Source organism: Bacteroidia bacterium, assembly GCA_040880525.1.
Classification (GTDB): Bacteria; Bacteroidota; Bacteroidia; order CAILMK01; family JBBDIG01; genus JBBDIG01.
This window is the reverse complement of sequence record JBBDIG010000039.1, coordinates 1-22919: the sequence shown is the minus strand read 5'-3', so window position 1 is coordinate 22919 and position 22919 is coordinate 1. Positions and strand designations below refer to the sequence as shown.

Sequence of the window (22919 nt, the reverse complement as noted above, 5' to 3'; positions counted from 1 at the left end):
AAATAAAAGCCCCTGGCGACACACGTTGCCAGGGGCTTTTTGCTATTAGAAGAAATTCAGCGGTTGCAAGTGTGCGCATTCCAAGTGGATAAAGACAGGTGTACACAATATTTTACCACTTCACAAATGGAGGCAATGCTTTGAGCGGGCGATAAGCTCCAGCGGCTTTTTCAAAAAAATGATGCGTCATGCCATTGGTCAGGGCCAGCAGCGGAGTTTTGACAGTAGCATTGTACATAGCCAGTTGCGAAACGGTTTTGTCGCGAATATTCACTTCGGGCGATTTGCATTCCACGAGGAGGTGGGGTAGCATCTGGCGGTTGTAAGCCAGGATGTCAGTTCGTTTATTCAGGCTATTGTATGTGATGCCCCCTTCTACGCTCAGGAGTGATGGAGAAACCTGCAGGTGTTCCACAAGATAATGCACGAAATGTTGCCTTACCCATTCTTCAGGCGTCAGCACCAGATATTTACGTCTGATCATATCATAGATATAAAGCTGGCCGTCCTTTTTTCTGAGCTTGTATTCGTATGGAGGCAGATTCAGTTGGAGCATGACTGCAAAATTACCGCACCTGCCCGCGATAGGCTTTCCCCAAATTGTAGATAAGTCTTTGTGCTAAAACAGTGGCCATTTAAGGAAGCAGATTAATTTTACCACAAAATAATGCGTTATGGCGGCTGCAACTTTTGATAAAATAATGAAATCCATGAAGGAGGGAAAGTACGCGCCCATTTACTTTCTCTTCGGTAACGAGCCTTTTTTTATAGATCAGATCACTGACTATGTGGTGGCCCATGCTCTACAGGAGGAACAGAAAGGATTTAACCAGACCGTAGTGTATGGCAGGGATGCGGATGCCGAAACCATCATCAGCTATGCAATGCGCTATCCTCTGATGGCAGACCGCCAGGTAGTAATATTAAAGGAAGCCCAGGAAATGCGGAAGCTGGATGAACTGGAACCCTATTTCCGGAAGCCCGTACCGAGTACACTGCTGGTGATAGCCTATAAGCACAAGAAGCTGGACAAACGCACCAAGTTTTATAACGCGGTGAAGAAGCATACTACATACTTTGAGTCGCAGCAACTGAATGAGTATAAGGTGCCGGAATGGATTCTCAATGAAATGAAGAAACGCGGCTACCGCATAGCGCCTAAGGCAGCTCAACTGCTGACTGAATACACCGGAACATCTCTTGAAAAGATCAACCATAGCCTGGAGAAACTTATCATCAGTGCGGATGGCAACAAGCAAATTGGCGTAGAAGACATTGAAAGAAATATTGGCGTCAGCAAGGACTACAATATTTTTGAATTGCAAAATGCGCTGGGCGTGAAGGATGTAGCAAAGGCAACGAAAATTCTTCATTACTTTAAAGCGAATCCCAGGGCGAACCCCATCCAGATGATCATTCCGGTACTTTTCGGTTTTTTCAGCAAGATATTTTTGATTGATTCCGCTACGAATGCGCAGGAGGTGCTGGCGCAATTGCCGCTATCACCCTACGTCAAGGATATTTATGCGGCTGCCGCCAACACTTACCGCGGAAGGACAGCAGGAGCTATCAGTCTTCTCAATGAATATGATCTCCGTAGCAAAGGAGTCAACAATTCGGGCATTCCGCAAGAGCAATTGCTGGATGAACTGGTGTATAAACTGCTATTTTTATAGAGCGTGTTAAATTCGGATCTCCGATAGAAGGGAGCATTGCGGGCCAGAAAACCTACACGACATTAACTTCCGGCTGCAATTCTATACCGAATTTCTCTTGTACCGATCGTTGTATTTGCCTGGCAAGTTGCCAGATTTCTTCCCCCGTGGCATTCCCATAATTTACCAGCACCAGCGCCTGGTCTTTGTGCGCTCCCGTTTCGCCTATTCGCTTGCCTTTCCATCCGGCCTGTTCTATAAGCCATCCTGCTGGAACCTTGGTTTTTCCTTCTCCCACAGCATAACCTGCTATGTCAGGAAATTTCTTTTTCAGCTCGTTAAATTGATCATCCGGGATTTCGGGGTTCTTAAAAAAGCTTCCGGAATTTCCGAGAACTGCCGGGTCAGGAAGCTTGCTGCGCCTGATGCTGCATACGGCTTCACTTACCGCGCTTAACGTCAGCTCCTTCACACCCATTTCTTCTAAGGTGCGGCTGATGGCGCCATAGCTTATGTTGAATTCCGGTTTTTTCGCCAATCTCAGGCTGACCGATACGATGAAATATTGTCCTTTGGCTTTATTCTTAAAAATGCTGTCCCGGTATCCAAACCGGCATGATTCGGCATCAAAAATCTCCAACCGGCCATCCTCCAGCCGCACTGCTTCGAGTTGCTCAAATGTTTGCCGGAGCTCAACTCCATAGGCACCAATGTTCTGCATCGGTGCCGCACCCACCGTTCCGGGGATTAATGACAGGTTCTCAATTCCGCCCCAGCCTCGCTCAATGCAATAAATCACGAAGGAATGCCATACTTCTCCACTCATCGCTTTTATCCATACATATTCCTCATCCTCCTTCAGCTTTTCAATTCCTTCCAGACAATTCCTGATCACAAGCCCTTCGTAGTCTTTGGTGAAAAGCAGGTTGCTGCCGCCTCCGAGGATCAGCTTTGGAACAGCCCGGTATTTTTCATTGCGCAACAGTAATTGTAATTCCGGGACCGTCCGCACCTCTGCATAATACCGGGTGGTAACGTCAATGCCAAATGTATTAAAGCGCTTAAGCGAGATGTTTTCCTGGATTTGCATAAACATTAAATGAGTGACTGCGTGTGCAAAGTAAAGAGGTTCTTCTTACTGATATTCCTGACGAGCCGAACTACGGAAGAAGAATGGTGATTCCTGTAGAAATTGAATAATATATGTATAAATAATTTCCTGGAACATTTTCCAGATTATTATAAAATAAAAAGCCTGTGATGGATCTGGTCATCCTCACAGGCTTTTTATTTTAAGTTTTAATATTTACTCAAGACTTAATAATGCAAACTGGGTATTCCGTCCTCTTATTCCGTATAGGATCAGTTGGTTGTCGCCAAAGCTTTTGCAACTTTTAGGGCGGGTTATTACATCCTGATCTTTAATATTAAATAAAGGCTTTTTCTTTACTTCTCCAGCGGCTGATAGAGACGCAATTGTTGTAATTCCTTTTCTCGGGTTGTTTAGAACCTTAATTTTTTTAAGGTCATAATTTTCCTGGTTTTTTTTATGATCATTAAAAATAAAATGAAGGGATTCATCTCCAACTAACAAGGCATAAGAGGAATAATAGCCTCCATCATTTACCGAATGTTGCCGCTTTGCGACTTTATTGATCCAATCAATTCCTCCATCAGGGTTAATATTAACAACGATTATATCATTATAATAATAATGGTAGGTGGTGGTGGTAACTCCGTTTGAACTGGTAGATGTGCTTACACGAACATAGTATTGCTCACCCACCAAAACTGCGCCTCCATCCTTCCGGATAATCAGGTTGTGTAGATCATAATTGTACAACTCCTTTCCTTTCTTTGCTCTCTTTTCGCTCATGAACAATGCAAGAAAATCCCGGTCAAATTCTTTGACACTCTGTACCTCCACTTCCTTGGATTCCCTGTTAATCCGCAGAAAAAATGTTCCCTTTAGTCCGGCAACAGATCTTTCGGAATAAAACCCTGCACAGATGATTTGGCCTTCCTCATTATCAACGTTAATCGTTATTTCTGATATAACTTGCTGACCAAGGTTCAGATTATATTCTGTCAGCGTCTCTTCTCCCTTTTTAAAATTAAAGAGAATATATTCATGACTGGCATCTCCTTTTTCTCTTTCTGATTTAGCAAGGTTCCGGCTTGCCAGTACGTAGATATTTCCATCATTATCCACTCTGTACTGGCTTATTCCGATTTCTTTATCAGAATAGGGCAGTTGGACGTCTCGTTGCCACAATTCTTCCAGATTGTTGTCTAATACTTTGAACGCAAATGATTCCTCCCCGCGCTTGTCATAAGGGTTATCATGGTACACCAGAATTTTGGACTGATCTGCACTCATGGTAAAATTGAATCCTGCGGTTTTCAATTTTTTTTCACCTTCAATTTGGTCTACCGTTCTCATCTTGCTTAAAGCACCATCAGGTGAGACTTGATTAAGAAATGCCAGGTATTGATTATTTCTCTTATCGAGGAGTGAAGTAAAGAGCACCAGTTGGTCTTGAGCCAGCATTATACGTTCTAGAGAAACCTTGTCTCCTTTGTATTCGGGAAGCTCAATTTCTTTTGAAAATTCCATATTCATAGAGCTGTTAAACCGCTCAATGCTGTACTCTTCAGAGCGCAGCAAATTGCCTGATCTTGTTCGAAGTGCATAAAAGCCCTGGTCGTCCGAGCCGATAATGTAGCTCAGATGCGATTTGGAACTCGCCTTAATTACCTCACCCCATTTAATATCAGGTGACTGTGCCTGAACAGGCTGATTGCAAATGCTCATCCCAAGGATGAACGCCAGGCCGAAAAGCCCAATAAAGTTTTTCATTGCTTGTAAGTATTTCTATTTGAAAATGAATGATGTTAAATGATCCCTTGAAAGTCCTAGCACCAAGAGAACATGAAATGCAGGGGGAAAATTAAGCTAAAAGTTTAGACGGTGAGCGAAAAATCTGTCAAAAAATTTGAGATTAAAATGCTGGCATTATGAAAATGATCAGGTATCCCTCAGCTTGACGCAATAGTAGTGGGAGGGGGTACTGGTCCGAAACCATTTTACCGCCTGGTAATTACGTTCTAAAATGCATGTATTATCAGATGTGAGACAGAGAAGGGAAAAATCGCTAAATCCGGGATGGATCGCAAGATAATTTCGCCCTGTAAAAAATACAAGGCGCCTTGTTGCACCATTCATTCAACTAATAATAATGTCTTATGATCCGATTACTTACAATTCCGATGCTTGCCCTGCTTGTAGGCGGACAGGTGAAAGCACAGAAAGGATTTACCATGTTGTCTCCCTCTATCGTTACTGTCCAGGGAAATATTGAACACCACATTTCTGACGCAATCTACATCAGGTATATCAAGGATTTTGTCACATTCGACACGATAACTGCGGATTCCACAACGGTGAGCAAGAGAGGAAATTTTGAACTCAGCTTTAACTGGACTGAGCCTGCCGCTGCTTTTCTGGTATATGGCAATCATACAATGCCACTCTTCCTTAGTCCCGGTGATAACCTGATGCTTAATTTTATTGGCAGAGAGTTTAAGAAAACCATGGATTACTGCCAGGGAGAAAACCAGGCTAATAATTACTTGAAAATTAAGAATCTGGAAGAAAACAGGCAGGCCGCTCTGCAGTCGCGGGACAAATTTCCGGATTCCAGGAGTTTCCGGCATTTTGCGGACTCAATGATGCAGGACGAACTGAGCCTGCTGGAAAGCCATGTAGACCAGTTTGAGCATTGGACTCCGGGAGTGGAGGCTTTCGTGGATTACGAACGGGCACAGATCAAATTTTTCTGGATCAATGAAAAACTGAATTACAGGCTTGAAGAAATAATATCGGAACAGGATGAAGTCGTGGCACGTGAAGACAGGAAATACTACAGCTTTCTGAGTGATGTTGCCATCAATGATCCTACAGCGACAGCATCGCCTTCTTACTACATTTTTCTTGACAGCTATATCAACTTTTTGAGAAGGAGATTGGTAGCATCTAAGCCGAATTTTAATTCACTATCCTCTGAGAGGGTTGATTATGAAATAATTGGGAATGAGCTTGTAGACAGGCATCGCAGTGTTATGCTTGCCAGGACCGTCCTTTCCAGCTTTGGCGAAGCAGATCGCACATCGGCCGACATGCTTCTTACACGCTTTAAGGAAGAAGAAACCGGATCGCCTGAATTGGTTAAAATTCTGGATGTGGCCTATCAAAGATCATTGGACAGAAAGACCAGTGGCGAACCCAGATCGGATACTGCGACTTCCGGTTTATAAAGTAAGAAATATTTACGGGGAAGTGAATGGCCCGGGAACAATGCGTTAATTCGTTGTTTTCGGGCCTTTCCTTTTAGATGGTTGCACTTTGCGCAGTAGCAGGTTCCTTGAGTATTCAGTTGAGGACACAGAACAATATGCCTTAGATTTGTGTCAGTTAAGTCCAATTACAAATCAAAACCTTTCCAAATGAAAAAAATTCTTGTCCCAACAGATTTCTCAGAATGTGCCAATTATGCCGTCCGGTTTGCCGGAACGCTGGCTAGAAAGCTCAACGCCAAGATCTATCTGCTCCACGTCATTGATGTTTTGGGGATAGAAGAATCTACCGAAGAAGGCCGCTGGGCTACAGAGCAGCGTGAAGGAGGTAGCGGCATGGTTCCCTTTAAAATAGCCCTGATGAAAAAAACCAAAACCCAGATGGAAGAAACTATTTCCACGTACCTGGAAGGCGTAGAAGTGGAAGATGAAATAGAGATGGGCAATGCAAGCCGTCATATTCTCATAGCCATGGAAAAATACAAACCGGACCTTGTAGTGATGGGTACGCATGGCACGAGTGGGTTTGATGAAGAACTGATAGGAACCCATGCAGAGCGGGTGGCGCGGAAATCAGCAGTGCCATTGCTGGCCATCAAACATCCTGTGGAGCGTGAGATCAGGAAACTACTGTTTGCCTCAAATTTTGACGAGAAAGAAACCCCGGAGGTTTTCCATAAGGTTGAAAAGCTTGCGAAAGATCTGGGTGCAGATATTCATCTGGTGAAGGTGGTAACTCCCAGTCTTTTTTCCGGAACGAAAGAAACCAGAAGTCAGATCAGAAAATTCCTAGATAAGGCAGGTGCATCAGAATATCCGTTTTCATTGTTTAACGATACTTCTACGGAGAAGGGTATTGTTCACTTTGCGGATGAGATAGATGCTGATATGGTGGTGCTGGGTACACACGGCCGCAGCGGATTCTCCCAGTTATTCAAGTCAAGTGTAGCTGAAGGACTGATCAATCATTCTTTCATTCCGGTACTCTCTGTTCCTATAGGGTCTCGTGATTAGAGACTGAAAATGCACAGGCAACAAAAAAGGGGAGAAACTTTAAAGTTTCTCCCCTTTTTTTAAAACCGGGTGTTGGTCCCATTTTTAAGCGTTGGAAAGTTCATGCTGCTGGAGTTTACGGGCTTCCTCGTAAATCCGGTCGTCATCAAGTTCAACATAGCCCCCGTTTGGCCCTTTTTCGTAGTGAACGCCTACATAGTTTCCATTGGTGAAGTTGTAGCCTCCGAAGTAATTTCTTACTGTCTGTTCATCAATGTCGAGTTCCGTTGCAATTTGCTTGATTCCGCCATGCGGCAAGTTGTCCTTGAGTTTCCGAAGTTCCTCGAATCTTATTATCATATTTCCAATATTTTGGTTATAAATGCATTACAAAACGAATAGAGCAAATATAGCCAATTTTGGTGAAAGATATAGTCGTTTAACAGTCAAAAAACAAAAATTCCTGGAGATATTTTTTCACGAACCTGAAGAGATCCTTACTGCCCGGCAGAATCTTTCATTTTCGCCCGCCATTTGGCCTTTTCTAGCTGGCGCTCGATGATGAGGGTGGCGAGCTGAAATGGAACATCTCCTGGTGGCTGGCGCTCTGTGATCTCTCTCACGGTGGTTTCGGCTACGTCAATCCGGTAGAGGATATTGCTGAGCAAACCGGGATCATTTTGCAGCATTTCCGAAATTCGATGAGTCAATGCAGCATGAAGCGCCTCAAGGGTTTCGTTGTGGGTATTTCCGGCAGACGCTCCCACGAGTGAGAAAGAATTCCGGATAAGAGAGGCGGCTGTCGTAAGAAGAGCCGTTGAAGTCATAGCAAGGTTGGCGGATGAATTCTATTGAAGAGGATTCAGGATGATTACCGGTTTCTGGAGCCGTACATGATGCTTCGCAAATGCTCAATTCCCTTATCCGTTACCTGGTAGATCCGTTTTCCGTTCTGCGTCATCTTTTCGGCATCCATATTCAGCTTCACGGCATTGGATGGATTTGACAACCTTACGCCCAGTGTCTTTAGCGTTTTTGATGCTTCGCGGGTGGTGAATATATTCTTATCACCTCTTGCCTGTATATAATATGCAGCTCCCAGCATCTTATCCACATCCTTGGCATTTGGCGGCATTTGTTCATAAAAACCGGCAAAAGAATCTGGCAGGTTATCCAAGACATTTTGATTTTCAATCTCTTCTCCTTCACTCAGAGCAGCCAATGCTGCCGAGAGATTCTTCCCACCATCCCGCTTTAGTGCTTCCCTGAAGTGGGGAGGAAGATTTTTTAAAAAGTGCAGGAAGTAGTCGATCTTGTGTGAGTGACTATTGATAAATTCTTCTGAACCCTCTATCTCAAACTCACGAGTGTTCAAGTTGACTTTGATCTTCGCATTATTATCCATTTCCTGCCAATGTTATTAAGGTTGGTACTTAGGTAATATCTAAAAAATCCTTTCTGATATGACACATATCTGCCTTAGAATATTTTTTCATCACAAAAAAAGATGATTATTACACCGCAAAAATGAGAATAATACTTTTAATGCAGAAGATTTAATAGGAAAATTTATTGATCGGATTGGGAAAGCCTTTATCAAAGTGCCGTAAAATCATTCAATGGCTAAAAATAACGAATATGCTATAAAGAAATAGGGTTTAGAATCAAGCTATTATTTTCTTACATTATAGGATTTGAAATAGGAAAGTTTCACTACCTGTAAAAAATAATATCAATGGTTTGATGAGAACTAACTGCTCCTTTTGCTGACTCCCATACCAAACAGCGCAAAATCGTACTTTACCGGATCTCTAGGATCCAGGAGTTTCAGGTTAGCTGTGAGTTCCGTTGCTGCTGCCCAGTCTTTCTGCTTTCGCGAGAGCAGGCCCAGCTCTCGGGCAACCTGATCTACATGCAGATCAAGCGGACACACAAGTTGCGCAGGGCTGATTCCCTTCCACAGCCCAAAATCCACTCCCTTCCCATCGTTGCGAACCATCCATCGCAAGTACATATTCAGCCGTTTACAAGCAGATTTTCTGGCTGGCGTACCGATATGTTTCTGCGTTCGCTGAGGAGCATCCTCCATAGCAAAAAATTGCTCATGAAAGCCTGTCAATGCGGATCTTGTATCTTGGTCCTCAGGTTTAATGGAACTTGTGAAAGCTTCCTCAAGCGAGGTATGCACCTTATAGAAGCAGGATAAAAACCGGATGAAGCAGATTGCATCCGTTCCATTGAAGGTGCGGTGTCGAAAGGATCTGAAAGGTGTGAGGTCGGCCTGGGTATGGTGCAGCATGAACTCATGAGGATCGTGGTCCATCCACATCATCAACTCCCCGCATTTTCTGAGAATGGCAGGCCGTTGTCCCCACGCCAGGATGGCAGCCAAAAAGCCGGCTATTTCTATATCCTGCTTTTTGGTAAAAAGATGGGGAATTGACACCGGGTCTTCAGGAATGAACCGGGGGTGATTAAAGTGCGCTGCCTGTGCATCAAGAAATGGCTTGAGCGCTAAAATATCTTGCGGGGCCAATTCTTTCTATCCTAATGCCTGCTCCAGGTCTGCAATCAAATCATCAGCATCTTCCACTCCAACACTAAGCCTTATAAGCGAATCAGAGATTCCGCCTTTGGCTCTTTCTTCAGCCGGTATAGAGGCGTGCGTCATAGTGGCGGGATGGCCGATGAGCGATTCTACTCCGCCCAAAGATTCGGCAAGCGCGAAGAGCCGGGTGGCAGATAGCACCTTAAAAGCAGATTCGGTATTATTGAGCCGGAGCGAGAAAGACACCATACCGCCAAAATCTTTCATCTGCTTTTTGGCGATGTCGTGATTCGGATGATCTTCAAACCCCGGCCAGTAGACTTGGTCAACGGCAGCGTGTTGTTTGAGGAAATGGGCAATGGCGCGACCATTTTCGCAATGGCGCTGCATGCGCAGGTGCAGGGTTTTGATTCCGCGAAGCATCAGGAAACAATCCTGAGGGCCGGGAACGGCACCACAGCTATTTTGAATGAAACGCAGCCGCTCGTCAAGATCTTCATCGCTGGTGATGATGGCTCCCATTACCACATCGCTATGGCCACCGAGATATTTCGTAGCGGAATGCATGACCATGTCTGCACCCAATTCAAGTGGCAATTGGAGATAAGGCGAGCAAAATGTATTATCCACGCACACCAGCGCATTGGCAGCCCGTCCCAATTCCACCGCTTGTTCGATATCCACGATATTCAACATTGGATTCGTTGGCGTTTCCACCCAAATGAGTTTCGTGTTGCTGTTGATCTTGTCGGCAATGTTCTTTGGTTCGCGCATATCCACAAAATGGAACTTCAAACCATATTTCATAAATATATGCCTGAATATTCTGTAGGAACCTCCGTACAGATCCTGAGTGGCAATTACCTCATCGCCCGGATTGAGAAGTTTGACAATGGCATCTATAGCGCCCATACCGCTGCTGAAACAGATCCCGGTTTTTCCATTTTCCAGCGCAGCAAGATTGTGTTCCAACGCCTGCCGTGTCGGGTTTTGCGTTCTGGAATATTCAAATCCTTTGTGGTCTCCCGGTGTCTTCTGGATGTAGGTGCTGGTCTGGTAAATGGGCGTCATAATGGCCCCGGTGGCAGAATCGGGTTCAATGCCTGCGTGTATAACCTTTGTTCCAAATTTCATAATCTGTTTTTGCAATAAATGATCGTTGTGCAAAGGTTTGGATAAAGCCGGAGTTTCTTCCTACTGCAGCCGCGAAAAATCAAATTTTGACGATCATTCGCAGGTTCAGCCTGCGCGAAGTAAGGTTATTGGGAACCGACCACAGATTGTTTTGAATATCCTTTACCCAGATATATGAAATTGTGTTACGAATGCCGAAAGCATTGAATATTTCGGCAGAGAACCAAATGGACTCGAAATGTTTCAGCGCTCCCGTTTCTTTCTTGCGCTTTTCGGCTGAATATGCCTGATAGCTGAATCCCACATCCACTCGTCTGTAGGGAGGCATCCGCAAGAGGTTACGAAACTGCGGCAAGGCAGGCGGGCCATAGGGCAGACGGTGTCCATACACCAGGTTCAGGTGGGCCTTTATGTCCTCATTCATCGGCAGGTTGTCCTGGAAAAGGATGGCAAATGTGAAACGCTGGTCGGTAGGCCGAGGAAGATACCCGGGATTCGCATACGTGGTATCCTCCTCTACAAAAAAGTCATCCGCCATCTTCTCCTGTGTTTTCATCAGGCTGAAGCTGAACCATGAAGGCAGCCCTTCGATAAATTCGCCATAGACCTGCATATCCAGCCCGGCAGCATATCCCACGGCTTCATTTTTTGCCGTGTACCGGATCCGGACATCCTCAATATCATAAGGGATCAGGTCCCACAAATATTTATAGTAAATCTCACTTGTCCATTTAAATGATCTTTCCCATAGTTTGAATATCAGCTCCGCCCCAACTACCGCATGATACGATTTTTGCGAAAGCACTTCAGGATTCAGTGTTCCCTCTTTGCTGCGCAACTCCCGGTAAAATGGCGGCTGAAAATACAGCCCGGTTGCGGCTCTCAACTGTACGTTGTTTTTTAACAGGCTATCCGGCTGACCCTGCCGGATAATGGCAGTGTTGTGCCTGCGATTGGGTTCAATCACCATCTGGAGCCGTGGTGAAATGATCAGTTCTTCATTGTAATCCCAATAATTTGCCCGTACACCTCCGGTAAGAAATGAATTGTAATCCTTTGATAATTCCCAGGTATTCTCAAGAAAGCCGCTATACCGGTTAGAGCTGAGGTTGATGCGGCTTTTCACAAAGCTCTCCACAGTCAGTTCATCTCCGGTGGCCACGGGCACAGAGTAATCAGCCGAATCCAGGTAGCGGTATTCACGCAGTTCATCTTCAATAATCTCATGCTGGTATTTCAGGCCCCAGCGCAAGTCCCAGAAGTTTCCTGTATTCCTGTGGCCTCTGTGTTCAATGTTATAAATATTAGCGTAAAGATTATTCCTTCCGTGGTCCAGGTAGGCTCCTGAACCCAAGCTATATTTTACACCGCCAAAATTTTCCGATCCCGGATCGGTTTCGAGCTGATCGAGGAAATACTGGCCTACGATGTCAAAATACTCCTGTTCACTCGTCTGATATGCCGAGCCAGTCAGGGTCAGTTCAGTTTTCGGGTCAGGCTGGTATTTGGCCGTAACGGCATTCAGAAGGCTTTTATATGCCATTATTTCCTGGCCATCAAAAAATATATTTAATCGAAGCACCACCTCTGCCGTGCCCCAGGTTGTTTCACGCGATTCCGGTATCAGCCTGAATTGATTGCTGCCATAATAGGTGAGCCAGTTAATTTCAAATTCAGGAGTAATATGGTAGGTGAAAAATCCCTGCACATCTCCGAAAGTAGGCTGGTAATCTCCCTGTGTTTCCAGGCTGTTGAGGAGATATTGGTTGCTCCTGTAGCGACCTCCCAAAAGATAGGTGAAGCGGTAATCCTTTGAAGCGCCTTCTACATGGGCGTTGGCACCCAACAGGCTGGCCTCGGCACTGGCGCCAAATTTCAGAGGTCTTTTATATTCGATGTCAAGTACAGAAGATAGCTTATCGCCATACCGCGCAGGAAATCCGCCCGCTGAAAATTCAATGCTTTCTACCAGGGCGCTGTTGATGATGCTCATTCCTTCCTGCTGCCCGGCTCTCACAAGGAATGGACGGTATATTTCCACATCATTTATATAAACGATATTTTCATCGTAATTGCCACCACGAACGGAATAGGTGCTGCTAAGCTCATTGTTTGAACTTACGCCTGGCAAAGTTTTAAGGATGCTTTCGAGATTCCCTGAAGCCGTTGGAATATGAGAGATTATTTTCGGGTCAATTTTCTTCATCATTATCTTGCTTCTGCCCGATTCCTCTTTGATCTCATATTGCCGGAGGCTCAATTGGCTGCTGAATATTACATTCAGTTCACGTTCTTCCCCAGGGTTCAGGGGCTCCATACTGTAAGGCTTCAGGTTTTGGAGGTAGGAAAAGATCAGCGTTACGGGCTGGTCTGCCGGGATCATCAGTACATATTCGCCCTGCCTGTTGGTGCTTGTGCCCCGTTTGGTTCCGGCCAGTACTACATTCACATCCTGAAGGTAATTGCCCGTACTGTCGGTCACCACACCCTTTACCACTGCATTTTGTGCATTGGCAAAATGAAAAAAACTACTGAAGGAAATTATTACGGAAAATAAAATATATCTCATCCACTATACCGGGAGTGCTTAAAATCCCATTAAGAACTGGCAAAGATAACTGGCAGGCCCATGAATTATTGCCAATTGAAAGAAGCCGGCTATTTTCAGTCCAGCCGGAAGTACTGCTTTTGATGCTAACAAAGTGCCGCTTCGCAACTCGCTTTTAAAGACTCAAATCATCTCTTCGTTTTTCAAAAAAGCGTCAATGGATGAACTTGAATTACCTTTGGTTCCTTAATTTAATCCCTGTTCAGGCAGGAATTACCAGGTTTTGATATTTAGATTATTCCGCTCTTCGCATCCACTCGTTTTCTTGTACCTGCTCCTTTATGCTTTCCTGCTCAAAGGGCTGTTTTTTGTTGTGCCCTTTCCGGAGCAGGCTTTTTTTACCAATGCACTTGCCGGCAACTGGCTCCATAATCTGATACTAATGCAGGCGGGCTGGGTGAGGGCGCTGGAGGCAATCCTGCTTGTGTATGCTCAGGCGCTTCTGGTAAATCATATTCATACCCGGTTTCAGCTCACGGAGCGGCAGACCTTCATCCCGGGATTCCTCTTTATCACGGTTACCAGCCTGCTTCCGGCATCGCTGATCCTTACTCCTGTTATGCTTTCCTACCTCTTTGTATTGCTGGCCATCAGGGAACTATTCCTTTTGCCGCTCAGCAATATTACCTCTGAAAGACTTTTTTATACCAGCTTTTTCCTGGGCATCAGTGCAATGCTTTATTGGCCTGCGACAATTTTCCTGGCTGTAGTGCTGGTGGGGCTCATCCTCTTTGCCCGTGCCGGATGGCGAGAAATAGCTATTATTCTTATTGCTTTCGTGATGCCCTTCTATTTCCTGGGGATTTACTTTTATTACCAGGATCGTCTTTTTGAATATACCACGCTCCTCAGAAGCGTATTCCCTGAGTTAAATCTGACCATGGATTTCAGCCTTATGGAGTGGACGCTGATCGGGTACATTGTGCTCCTGCTTATATATGGATATTTTGAAATACATAAAAACAGTGGCAGCTATGTGATAAAGTTGAAACGCTACTATAGCCATACACAATATTCTCTGCTCATTCTTTTAATACCTGTATTGTTTATTCAGGGAGAAAAATTGTTTTATCTATATTTTTTCAGCTTTCCGGTTACCGTTTTCCTGGTGCCTCTTTTCAATCGCGATAAGCCGGGATGGTTCCGCACAGCGTTGTTTCTTTTGCTGATCTTATCTGCTGCTTATTTTCAATGGCAATATATCGCCACCGGCCAGATTTGAGATTCTTTTTCTTTACAGTCAGCTTGAATAGTTGCGGAGGCAAATCAATTGCGGACCCGCTCATTTTATAAAATAAATAATCACGGCATTAAATCCCACCCAGCCAATAAGGATCAATTGTAAGAACAAATCTTTATAAACCAGATCTGTGGGTGAGCCGGTGGTTTTTTCAACGAAAGCAAGTTGGAGGTAACGCAAAAGTCCTAATATCACGAATATGGTACTGAAATATAGGCTATGAGTAGCAAACCGCGCCATTACCAATTCTGAAGTGGTGTACATGAGGTACGCTACAATGATCACCGCAGCCATAACGGCCATTGCGATATTGAGGAATTCAATATTATATCCTTCTATTGCCTTTCGCATTTTCTTTCCGCTTTCAAGGAAAATAAGCACATCGTCTCTGCGCTTTGCCAGCGCTATAAACAGTGCCAGCAGGAACGTCATGGTAACCAGCCACATGGATGGGACAATTGCACAGATTACCGCACCTGCAAATACCCGGAGAATAAAACCCATTGAGACGAGCGTAATATCCAGGATCGGGACATGCTTCAGGTAAAAGCTGTAGAATATATTCAGGATCACATAGCTGAGTGCGATCATCAGGAAAGCCTGCGGCAGCCACAGGGAAATTATTACTGCTACTGCAAAAAGCATGATCATCGTAACCCAGGCCGCTTTTGTTTCCACGGCTCCTGAGGCCAGCGGCCGGAATCGCTTCTCTGGGTGCTGACGGTCCTTCGCAATGTCATTGTAATCATTAAGAATGTATATGGCGGAGGCAAAGAGACAGAATGCAACAAAACCCAGAAGCGTGAGAAGCAGGCAGTGCGTGTCCGTAATTTTTTGGTCAAAAAACAAAGGCAGGAACAGAAAACCATTCTTCACCCATTGCTTAGCGCGAAGCAGTTTTAAATAAGTGCTGATCGTGGCCATAACGGTTCAGGAAAATTGGATGGGGTAAAAGCTGGCGCAAGGTCGCGAAATTGCTGCAATCCATCCGTAAACCCTTGCTTTTGCCGAAATTCGCCTGCACATTATGCCTTATCTCCTCCCCGAAATTGCCACCATTGTAAAGGGCCGCCTCCTGGACAGGGACCCGCAACTGAATTCCCTTGCCGTTACTCATTTGCTCACAGACAGCCGTAGGCTCAGCGCGCCCGGAGGTGTACTCTTCTTCGCCATTAAAACCCAGGCTGGCGATGGCCACCGCTATATTCCTTCATTAGTAGAAAAAGGAGTAAAATTTTTTGTCGTTGAAAATGAAGCGGTTGCCACAGGAGATGCGGCCTTTATAGTAGTCCGGGACAGCGTTGCTGCATTACAGGCGCTGGCCTCTCATCACCGGCAACAGTTTAGTTTTCCGGTGGTGGGAATTACCGGCAGCAATGGCAAGACCATCGTAAAGGAATGGCTTTTCCAGTTGCTTTCAATTGACAGGAACGTGGTGCGCAGCCCCAAGAGCTACAATTCACAGGTGGGCGTGCCGCTGTCAGTCTGGCAAATGATGCCGGAGCACGAATTCGCACTTATCGAAGCCGGCATCAGCCAGCCGGGAGAAATGCAGAAACTGGAGCCTGTGGTGAGGCCTGCCATTGGCATCTTCACGCATCTGGGAGAAGCGCACCAGGCGCAGTTCAGCAGCATGGATCAAAAGGTCCGTGAAAAGCTGAAGCTCTTTAACCATGCCGGAATACTGATCTATTGCAGTGATCAGGAAACTGTTCATCAGGCCGTAAAAAATTATTTACCTGATATAAAAAGATTAACCTGGGGCAGCGATAAATCTTCAACACTCGGTATCCTCAATATTAAAATTGAAAATACAGATTCTCGGATAATCGGAGATTTTCGAGGGCAGAAAGTGGAGATCACGATTCCTTTTGCTGATAAGGCGGCACAGGAAAATGCCTGCCACTGCTGGCTGCTGATGTTGCATCTGGGATATGATAACCAGACCATTGCAGCGCGGATGCGGTTTTTGCAGCCCGTAGAGATGAGGATGCAACTGAAGCATGGAATCAACCGCTGCCTGCTGTTGAATGACTATTACAATTCTGATCTTGTATCGCTGGCCCTGGCGCTCGACTTCCTGAACCAGCAGGAGCAGAAACGGAGGAAAACGCTGATCCTGTCAGATATTCTTCAGAGCGGAAGAGCGGGCAGTGAGCTCTACACTGAGGTGGCAACTTTGTTGAAAGAAAAAGGGATTTCCCGATTGTTTGCCATTGGCCCGGAGATAAACCGGCACCAGGATCTGTTTGAATTAAAGGCTGAATTTTTTACCACTACACAATCCTTTATTTCAAGATTTAACAGCTTTTCCTTCCATGATGAAGCAGTTCTGCTCAAGGGCGCGCGGCCATTTCATTTCGAAGATATAAGCAGGTTGCTGGAACAGAAACAGCACCGGACGCGCCTGGAAATTGACCTGAACGCAATGGTCCATAATCTCAACGTGTACCGCTCCTTGCTTAAACCCAATACCCGCATAATGGCGATGGTCAAGGCATTTTCCTATGGCAGTGGCACTTATGAAATAGCTAACCTGCTTCAGTTCCATCAGGTAGATTACCTGGCCGTAGCGTATGCTGATGAAGGTGTTGAACTCAGGCAGGCGGGCATCCACCTTCCAATTATGGTCATGAATCCTGAACCTTCAGGATTTGATGCAATGCTGCAACACCTGCTGGAACCGGAGATATTTTCGGTGGAGCAGTTGCAGCAATTTGCCGTGGCCGCAGCATCGCATCTCTCAGAGGAGCCAAATCCCCTCTATTTCGTACATCTGAAGATTAATACCGGCATGCACCGTCTGGGCGTGGAGCCGGAAAATATAGAGGCGCTGGCCGAAGTTATAATCGCGCATCCGCAAGTCAGGGTGGCCTCGGTCTTTACGCATTTGGCGGCAAGTGATGAGCCGGAAAATGATGCCTTCACGGAACAACAAATACAGAATTTCAAGGAGATTTGCAGCCAATTGCGGAAACGCCTCGACTACGATTTCCTTCGTCATGCGCTTAATACGAGCGGCATTGTCCGTTTTCCGCAATACCAGATGGAGATGGTTCGACCCGGGATCGGCCTCTATGGAATTGACAGCACCGGAATCTTGCAGCCGCAACTCCGGAATGTGAGTACACTCATCTCCACTATCAGCCAGATACGGGAGGTAAAGGCCGGGGAGACAATAGGATATTCGAGAAAGGGAAAACTGAACCGCGACAGCCGTATTGCCACGATCGGCATCGGCTATGCGGATGGCCTGAACCGCCTGCTCGGCAATGGCCGGGGCAGCGTGAGCATTAAGGGAAAAACGGCACCTATCGTAGGAAATGTTTGCATGGACATGGCCATGATTGATGTTACCGGAATAGAGGCAGAAGTGGGAGAAGAAGTCGTGATTTTTGGTGCGGAACATCCTGTGCAGGAAATGGCGGAATTGCTGGGAACCATACCTTATGAAATACTAACAAGCGTCTCTCAGCGCGTTAAAAGGATATATTATTCGGAGTAAATTTTTGTATAATCTTTTAAAATGAAATAATTCGTTAATTGAATTTACGAAATGATTAATTGTCGCATCCCGATTGTTTTTATTTCTATTGGTAAAAAAACCACTATGTTCAATAACCTTATTTCCATTCCTTTAAGACCTTACTAATCGTGTAAATAAAAGTAACCCAACCTTGTTTTTCCCTTGATTTGTTAGCCGTCAGAGGGTTTCAAAACTTCAGACGGCTATCAATTCACAGGTGGCAAAGAATACAGCAAATTCTTCCATTAAATTAAAGTGAATACCAATTAATCGCGCCAATTACTAATCTTTAATTTCTTTGATATACTCCCAAACCAAAGAAGGTTCAAACCCGCGCTGAATGGCAAACTGAGCCAGTTTCTGATCTCTCACGAATTCATTCTCGGTTTTTATAGATTTTCTTTTGGCGGCAATGGTTTTTCGCAGCGTTTCCTCATATTCCTGCTCGTCTATTTCCTGAAAGGCAATATCCACGAGGTTGTCAGAAATATATCGCTGCTTCAGACCCTGCCGGATCTTGTTGCGCCCCCAGCCTTTCATTCGAAACCTGCCCCGCACATACGAACGGGCAAAGCGCTCTTCATTTAAGAAACCTTCCTCTATAAGATGCACCACGAGCTGGTTGGCTTCATAAAAGGGAAAGCCCCAATCTTCGAGTTTCTTTTTTATTTCGAAATGGCTGCGATCCTGATAACTACAGTATTTGCGCAGTTTGGAAAGGGCTATGGACGGAGTGTATTTGGCCGGGAATGTCACGGTTTTACTTGCTTAGTATTTTTCAGCCGGAAGGCATATTTAACAGGCTTTGCATAACGCGAATATAGCGTGCGGATATTTTTAAGGTATTGACGTTTCCGGATATTTTGCCGCAATCGAACTTATTTTACGAGCAACTTTCCAAAATAGGATTGGCCGTTTATTCCCGGGCTGCTTAATTCAAGAATGTACAATCCGCCTTGTAATTCGCCCCTTGAAATCTTGATTCGTCTGGTTTCCGTCTCTTTCGTGAGGTGTAATTTTCCAGAGAGGTCGGATACCCTCAGCCGGTGCAAGGCCTGGGTGGGATTAGGAAATTGAATAAATGAAGCAGTCAGCAGCGGATTATTGATAATGACAAACCCGGCCTCCTTCAGCACAAGGAACTCTACGGTCTGAGTGTCAGAAGTTCCCACTCCTCCAAACTGCAGGCGGTAATAATTAAAGGAATTTTTGGCGGGCGTACTATCTGTAAAGGTGTAGGTTTCATCTCCTTCATTGCTGCCGCAGATGCCGCTTATTTCGCCAATTTCAGCGAACGTCTCACCATCCTCAGCACGCTCTATGATAGTGCCGAAGCAAGTATTGCCACCCCGTATAGTCCATACCAACTGCACCTCACTGCCAGATTGATACGCACGGAAATCCCAGAGAAAGGATTCCTGCGCCATTCCTTCAGGAACTACAGACGCCATTAAATAAACGAAGAGCCAGAAGTAACGCATCATGACATTTTATTTAAGTAACTCCCAAAAGCGGGCTAAAGTTTTAAAGATCAATTAAAGTACTGGCTCCGGATGCTAATATACAAATAGACAAAGGTAATTTATTGGCAAATCTTGAATTTGTAAAAAATTAAACACGATGAATATTTTACCTGTTCTTTAATTTAAACGAAAAATGATGGTACATTTCAGGAATTGTTTGTACATATATTTGATCCCGGCTCTGTTATTTTTGGGAGGATGTACCGGACCGGTCGCGTATTCTGAGAGGGTTAGTGATTTGGATTACAACCAGTTTTCTACCTATGCCTGGCTGCCTGTTACCGATACTTCCATTTCTTCAGTGTATCATAATGAAATAGTAGAGCAAAACCTGATAGAAGCAGCGAACCAGGAAATGGAATCACGGGGCTATGAATTGAATACTGAAAATCCGGATATACTTCTGCTGCTACACCTGAATTTTGAAGATAAGGAAGAACAGGTTATAACCACACAACCGCTCTATAGTACGTATGACTATTATTATACGGGTTATACTCCAGGCTTATGGCATGGTACATACTATTATCCTCACTACGGAGGCATCAGCCGGATTACGAGTACGCACATTCAGGAAATTGAATATACGCAAGGCCAGGTAGTAATTGATATTATCCGGCAAAGCAGCAATGAACTTATCTGGCGTGGCTGGTCACAAGACGTGGTGGAGCCGCAAACAGCAAATTCTGATCTGGTGAGTATGGTGAAGCAAATTTTCGAGGAATATCCGGTAGCAAAAAATGTTAATCACTAAGAATTTTAACAACAAAGAGCGCGAAGAATTCACAAAGTTCACGAGTTTTTTATTCTTAGTTCCCTCCGTTGAGACGAATGTATTGTGAAGCGAAAATTCGATGGGAGCCTTTGTGTTGCCCTATCTTAAAAGTAGCGGAAAGCAACTATTGGTGTAAAGAGCGGTAGTTGTTTCCTTTACGAACCGCCCAGTACACGAACCGCTTGGTTTATCCTGACGGAAATGGAAGGACCGGGTGGTGTGAGAGGTTCTCCCCGTCAGCTACCGCTGGCGAGGCTGGCTGCTCAATTGCGTGCAGGTTTCTATTCGTTCAATATCACTTCAATCGCTTTTTCAAGCAATTCGTCTTTTCCTTTTTTTATACCTTCGATAGTTGGTTTAACCTCTATGTCGGGTACTATTCCAACTCGTTGGGTTTCGTCTCCATTCGGGTAATTTACTCCAATCCCTGAAATCATTGTCCTTAGTCCACCGGGAAGCATTATAGCTGAAACATTTCCATCAGCTCCTGCTGTTGTACTTCCTATAATTGTCGTATTATCCCCTGCTCTTAACGCCATTGATGTATATTCTGCCTGACTTTGAGATAATTCATTGACTAAAACCACTAATTTTCCTTTATAGGTTTTACCTTGACTTGGTATTTCTAAATTGCTTGCAAACGTAAACTCACCTGGATTATCAACATTTCCGTTTGTAAATTTCACAAAAGGTGTCAATGAGGAAACAAAATAAGAACCCAAACTAAAAGGAACAAAAGTTGACGGATAATTGCGGATATCAATGATGATTCCCTTCGCGTTCTTAAATTCATCTTTGATTTGTGCAATATCTTCTTCTTTGATTGTCTGAAGCGTAACATAACCTATGTTGTTATCCAACATTTTAAAGGACTTATCATCACTTTTTCTGTACCAACGATAAATGTCAAGGCTGTCTTTTGGGTATAGTTTAAGTATCTTTGTTTGAGGATTGGAATTTCCCGAAACAAACTCAATTTCAATATTATTCGAGTTTGAGCGTAAAAGGTCTGCCGAAATATCTCGTAGTCTTGTTGGTTCGTTTGAAGCAGGATAATATCTTGATTTTTCTTTTACGATTCTGTCGATAGGATTGCCATTTATTTTTGTAATTACATCGCCAATTTCCTAACCAACTTCGCTTTTAAGTTCTTCGTTATAATAATCTGTTACAACTAATTTGTTTTCTATAAAACGTAGGTGTATTGGTGGATATTTTGAACCTTTCCATTCATCAATTTTATCCGCTCCACCCCAAAGATTTGCGTGAGTATCCTGTATATCTCCAATTATTTGAACTGCTACCAATTCATACTCCAATTCGTCTTTTGCATTTATAAATTGAGGGATATATTCTTTTAGTTTATTATTCCAATCTTTATCCATTAAGTGTTTGTATGGGAAAAAGTAGTTTATCATATTCCAATATCTATAAAGCGATAGTAGTCTAAATCCATCATCGGGAAATGTCATATTTGAATATGGGTTTTCATTTTTAAATTCAGGATTTCCAACATTTGCAGTCATCCCAATATAATAGTGTTTGCCTTGTGAACGATTGTTATAAACGTAGAGCAATTTGTTTTTCAAATCTGCACTTTGATTGTTAATCCATTCCATATCGGGTTTTAGAAAAGCATTTTCATCTGTCTGCTGACATTTTGTACATTCTTTTACTTGACCAAATGAGTCAATCCATTCAACAAGACGTTTATCTCTTTCGATAGTGTTTTCTGCCTTAATGTATTTTGGTAAGAACCTAAAAAGTTCATAGTCCCAATTGTAGTTCCCTTTTGCAATTTCAGGATGATGATATTTAAGAAATCCCCAAACTCTGCCTAACAATTCGAGGTTTTCTATATTTTCGGTGGTCAAATTAGATAGCTCAATTAAAGACCCATTATCAAATTCCTTATCAAGCTGTGCTTTTGATAACTCTTTTTCTACTTCTTTCAGGGTTTGGACATTTTTACCGTCAATTGATAAAACAAAATCATCAAACCAAGCCTCTCCTTTTCCCGATAAGATTCCCGCAATGTAGATATCCTCCGCTTCTTCCGGATAATTAAGTGTTATACTGTATTTCTGCCAATCTTTAGTTCCCGTTATTTTTTGATTTTGCATATTGTCAAATGCTAGAGAACTTCCGTTGCCGTCAACTCGCAACAACAAACCTGCAAATCCGTTTTCAACATTTTTGATTTTCATAAAACCCTCAAGTTTTATTGTCTTTCCTTCATAATTAGCTGGTATTTTGTACGCAATGCTACCAAAGGAACTTCCTGTTGGGTCGGAAGTGATTTTTCCCGATTTTTTCCCCGAATGAGCATTTTCATCCATTGTTAACTCATAGTTCCCCCATTTGAACCATCCTTCGGAAAGTGATTTTTCGTCTGTTTGATTTTCCAATCCGAGATTGTATTTTTCGATTTCTTGTCCTTGACAACTGAAAGAAATTATTGTCAATAAGGTAATCAGTACTTTATTCATCGATTTCGTTTTTTTTCAACTTTTGACTAACGTCAAACCTCATCATTGCAAATCAGGCAGTTACAATTCCGA

The 22919-nt window shown here is 44.0% G+C and carries 20 protein-coding genes; 6 read left to right on the top strand and 14 right to left on the bottom strand.

From position 1 onward, the window contains the following. Positions 1-112 precede the first annotated feature (112 nt). Positions 113-556, bottom strand: a complete 444-nt coding sequence (locus tag WD077_11545) for a type I restriction enzyme HsdR N-terminal domain-containing protein (GenBank protein MEX0967865.1) — start codon at positions 554-556, stop codon at positions 113-115. A 118-nt stretch (positions 557-674) separates the two neighbouring features. On the opposite strand from WD077_11545, the gene holA reads away from it, so the two are divergent. Continuing rightward, positions 675-1676 carry a DNA polymerase III subunit delta gene (gene holA / locus WD077_11540; protein MEX0967864.1) on the top strand — a complete coding sequence of 334 codons (1002 nt, stop codon included), beginning with the start codon at positions 675-677 and terminating at the stop codon, positions 1674-1676. Between the two features lie 52 nt (positions 1677-1728). Here the strand turns inward: holA and murB are convergent, their stop codons facing one another. Beyond that, positions 1729-2745 carry a UDP-N-acetylmuramate dehydrogenase gene (murB, locus tag WD077_11535; GenBank protein ID MEX0967863.1) on the bottom strand — a complete coding sequence of 339 codons (1017 nt, stop codon included), beginning with the start codon at positions 2743-2745 and terminating at the stop codon, positions 1729-1731. A 216-nt stretch (positions 2746-2961) separates the two neighbouring features. Beyond that, positions 2962-4515 carry a hypothetical protein gene (locus tag WD077_11530; GenBank protein ID MEX0967862.1) on the bottom strand — a complete coding sequence of 518 codons (1554 nt, stop codon included), beginning with the start codon at positions 4513-4515 and terminating at the stop codon, positions 2962-2964. A gap of 386 nt (positions 4516-4901) precedes the next feature. Here WD077_11530 and WD077_11525 point away from each other — a divergent pair, with 386 nt between their 5' ends. Next, positions 4902-5972 carry a hypothetical protein gene (locus tag WD077_11525; GenBank protein ID MEX0967861.1) on the top strand — a complete coding sequence of 357 codons (1071 nt, stop codon included), beginning with the start codon at positions 4902-4904 and terminating at the stop codon, positions 5970-5972. Between the two features lie 189 nt (positions 5973-6161). Beyond that, entirely contained in the window at positions 6162-7025 is an 864-nt protein-coding gene (locus WD077_11520) for a universal stress protein (protein MEX0967860.1), read from the top strand. Positions 7026-7109: 84 nt separating this feature from the next. Here the strand turns inward: WD077_11520 and WD077_11515 are convergent, their stop codons facing one another. From WD077_11515 to WD077_11490, 6 genes are all read right to left on the bottom strand, one after another. Next, complete coding sequence (locus WD077_11515) at positions 7110-7364, bottom strand: DNA-binding protein (GenBank protein ID MEX0967859.1); 255 nt, start codon at positions 7362-7364, stop codon at positions 7110-7112. A 137-nt stretch (positions 7365-7501) separates the two neighbouring features. Further along, positions 7502-7831 carry a hypothetical protein gene (locus WD077_11510; GenBank protein MEX0967858.1) on the bottom strand — a complete coding sequence of 110 codons (330 nt, stop codon included), beginning with the start codon at positions 7829-7831 and terminating at the stop codon, positions 7502-7504. 44 nt (positions 7832-7875) lie between these two features. Beyond that, positions 7876-8409, bottom strand: coding sequence for a hypothetical protein (locus WD077_11505; GenBank protein MEX0967857.1), 534 nt, complete (start codon positions 8407-8409; stop codon positions 7876-7878). 345 nt (positions 8410-8754) lie between these two features. Beyond that, positions 8755-9540 carry a TIGR02757 family protein gene (locus WD077_11500; protein MEX0967856.1) on the bottom strand — a complete coding sequence of 262 codons (786 nt, stop codon included), beginning with the start codon at positions 9538-9540 and terminating at the stop codon, positions 8755-8757. 6 nt (positions 9541-9546) lie between these two features. Continuing rightward, entirely contained in the window at positions 9547-10686 is a 1140-nt protein-coding gene (locus WD077_11495) for a cystathionine gamma-synthase (protein MEX0967855.1), read from the bottom strand. A 79-nt stretch (positions 10687-10765) separates the two neighbouring features. After that, positions 10766-13255 (bottom strand): carboxypeptidase-like regulatory domain-containing protein, encoded by a 2490-nt coding sequence (locus WD077_11490; GenBank protein ID MEX0967854.1) that lies wholly within the window; start codon positions 13253-13255, stop codon positions 10766-10768. A gap of 262 nt (positions 13256-13517) precedes the next feature. Here WD077_11490 and WD077_11485 point away from each other — a divergent pair, with 262 nt between their 5' ends. Then, positions 13518-14516: a hypothetical protein gene (locus WD077_11485; protein ID MEX0967853.1), complete on the top strand. Its 999-nt coding sequence runs from the start codon at positions 13518-13520 to the stop codon at positions 14514-14516. A 60-nt stretch (positions 14517-14576) separates the two neighbouring features. Here the strand turns inward: WD077_11485 and WD077_11480 are convergent, their stop codons facing one another. Further along, a complete protein-coding gene (locus WD077_11480) occupies positions 14577-15458 on the bottom strand; it encodes a decaprenyl-phosphate phosphoribosyltransferase (protein MEX0967852.1) in 882 nt (293 codons plus the stop codon). A gap of 103 nt (positions 15459-15561) precedes the next feature. On the opposite strand from WD077_11480, the gene WD077_11475 reads away from it, so the two are divergent. After that, complete coding sequence (locus tag WD077_11475; protein ID MEX0967851.1) at positions 15562-18039, top strand: bifunctional UDP-N-acetylmuramoyl-tripeptide:D-alanyl-D-alanine ligase/alanine racemase; 2478 nt, start codon at positions 15562-15564, stop codon at positions 18037-18039. A gap of 303 nt (positions 18040-18342) precedes the next feature. On the opposite strand, the gene WD077_11470 is transcribed toward WD077_11475, so the two are convergent. Together WD077_11470 and WD077_11465 are read right to left on the bottom strand one after the other, a co-directional pair. Continuing rightward, positions 18343-18816, bottom strand: a complete 474-nt coding sequence (locus WD077_11470; GenBank protein ID MEX0967850.1) for a regulatory protein RecX — start codon at positions 18814-18816, stop codon at positions 18343-18345. A 122-nt stretch (positions 18817-18938) separates the two neighbouring features. Next, a complete protein-coding gene (locus WD077_11465) occupies positions 18939-19544 on the bottom strand; it encodes a T9SS type A sorting domain-containing protein (GenBank protein ID MEX0967849.1) in 606 nt (201 codons plus the stop codon). A 172-nt stretch (positions 19545-19716) separates the two neighbouring features. Here WD077_11465 and WD077_11460 point away from each other — a divergent pair, with 172 nt between their 5' ends. Next, positions 19717-20337 carry a DUF4136 domain-containing protein gene (locus WD077_11460; protein ID MEX0967848.1) on the top strand — a complete coding sequence of 207 codons (621 nt, stop codon included), beginning with the start codon at positions 19717-19719 and terminating at the stop codon, positions 20335-20337. Positions 20338-20639: 302 nt separating this feature from the next. Here WD077_11460 and WD077_11455 read toward each other — a convergent pair whose 3' ends face one another. Together WD077_11455 and WD077_11450 are read right to left on the bottom strand one after the other, a co-directional pair. Further along, on the bottom strand, positions 20640-21221 hold the full coding sequence (locus WD077_11455; protein ID MEX0967847.1) for a S41 family peptidase: 582 nt from the start codon (positions 21219-21221) through the stop codon (positions 20640-20642). Between the two features lie 264 nt (positions 21222-21485). Beyond that, positions 21486-22847, bottom strand: coding sequence for a hypothetical protein (locus tag WD077_11450; GenBank protein ID MEX0967846.1), 1362 nt, complete (start codon positions 22845-22847; stop codon positions 21486-21488). Positions 22848-22919: the final 72 nt, after the last annotated feature.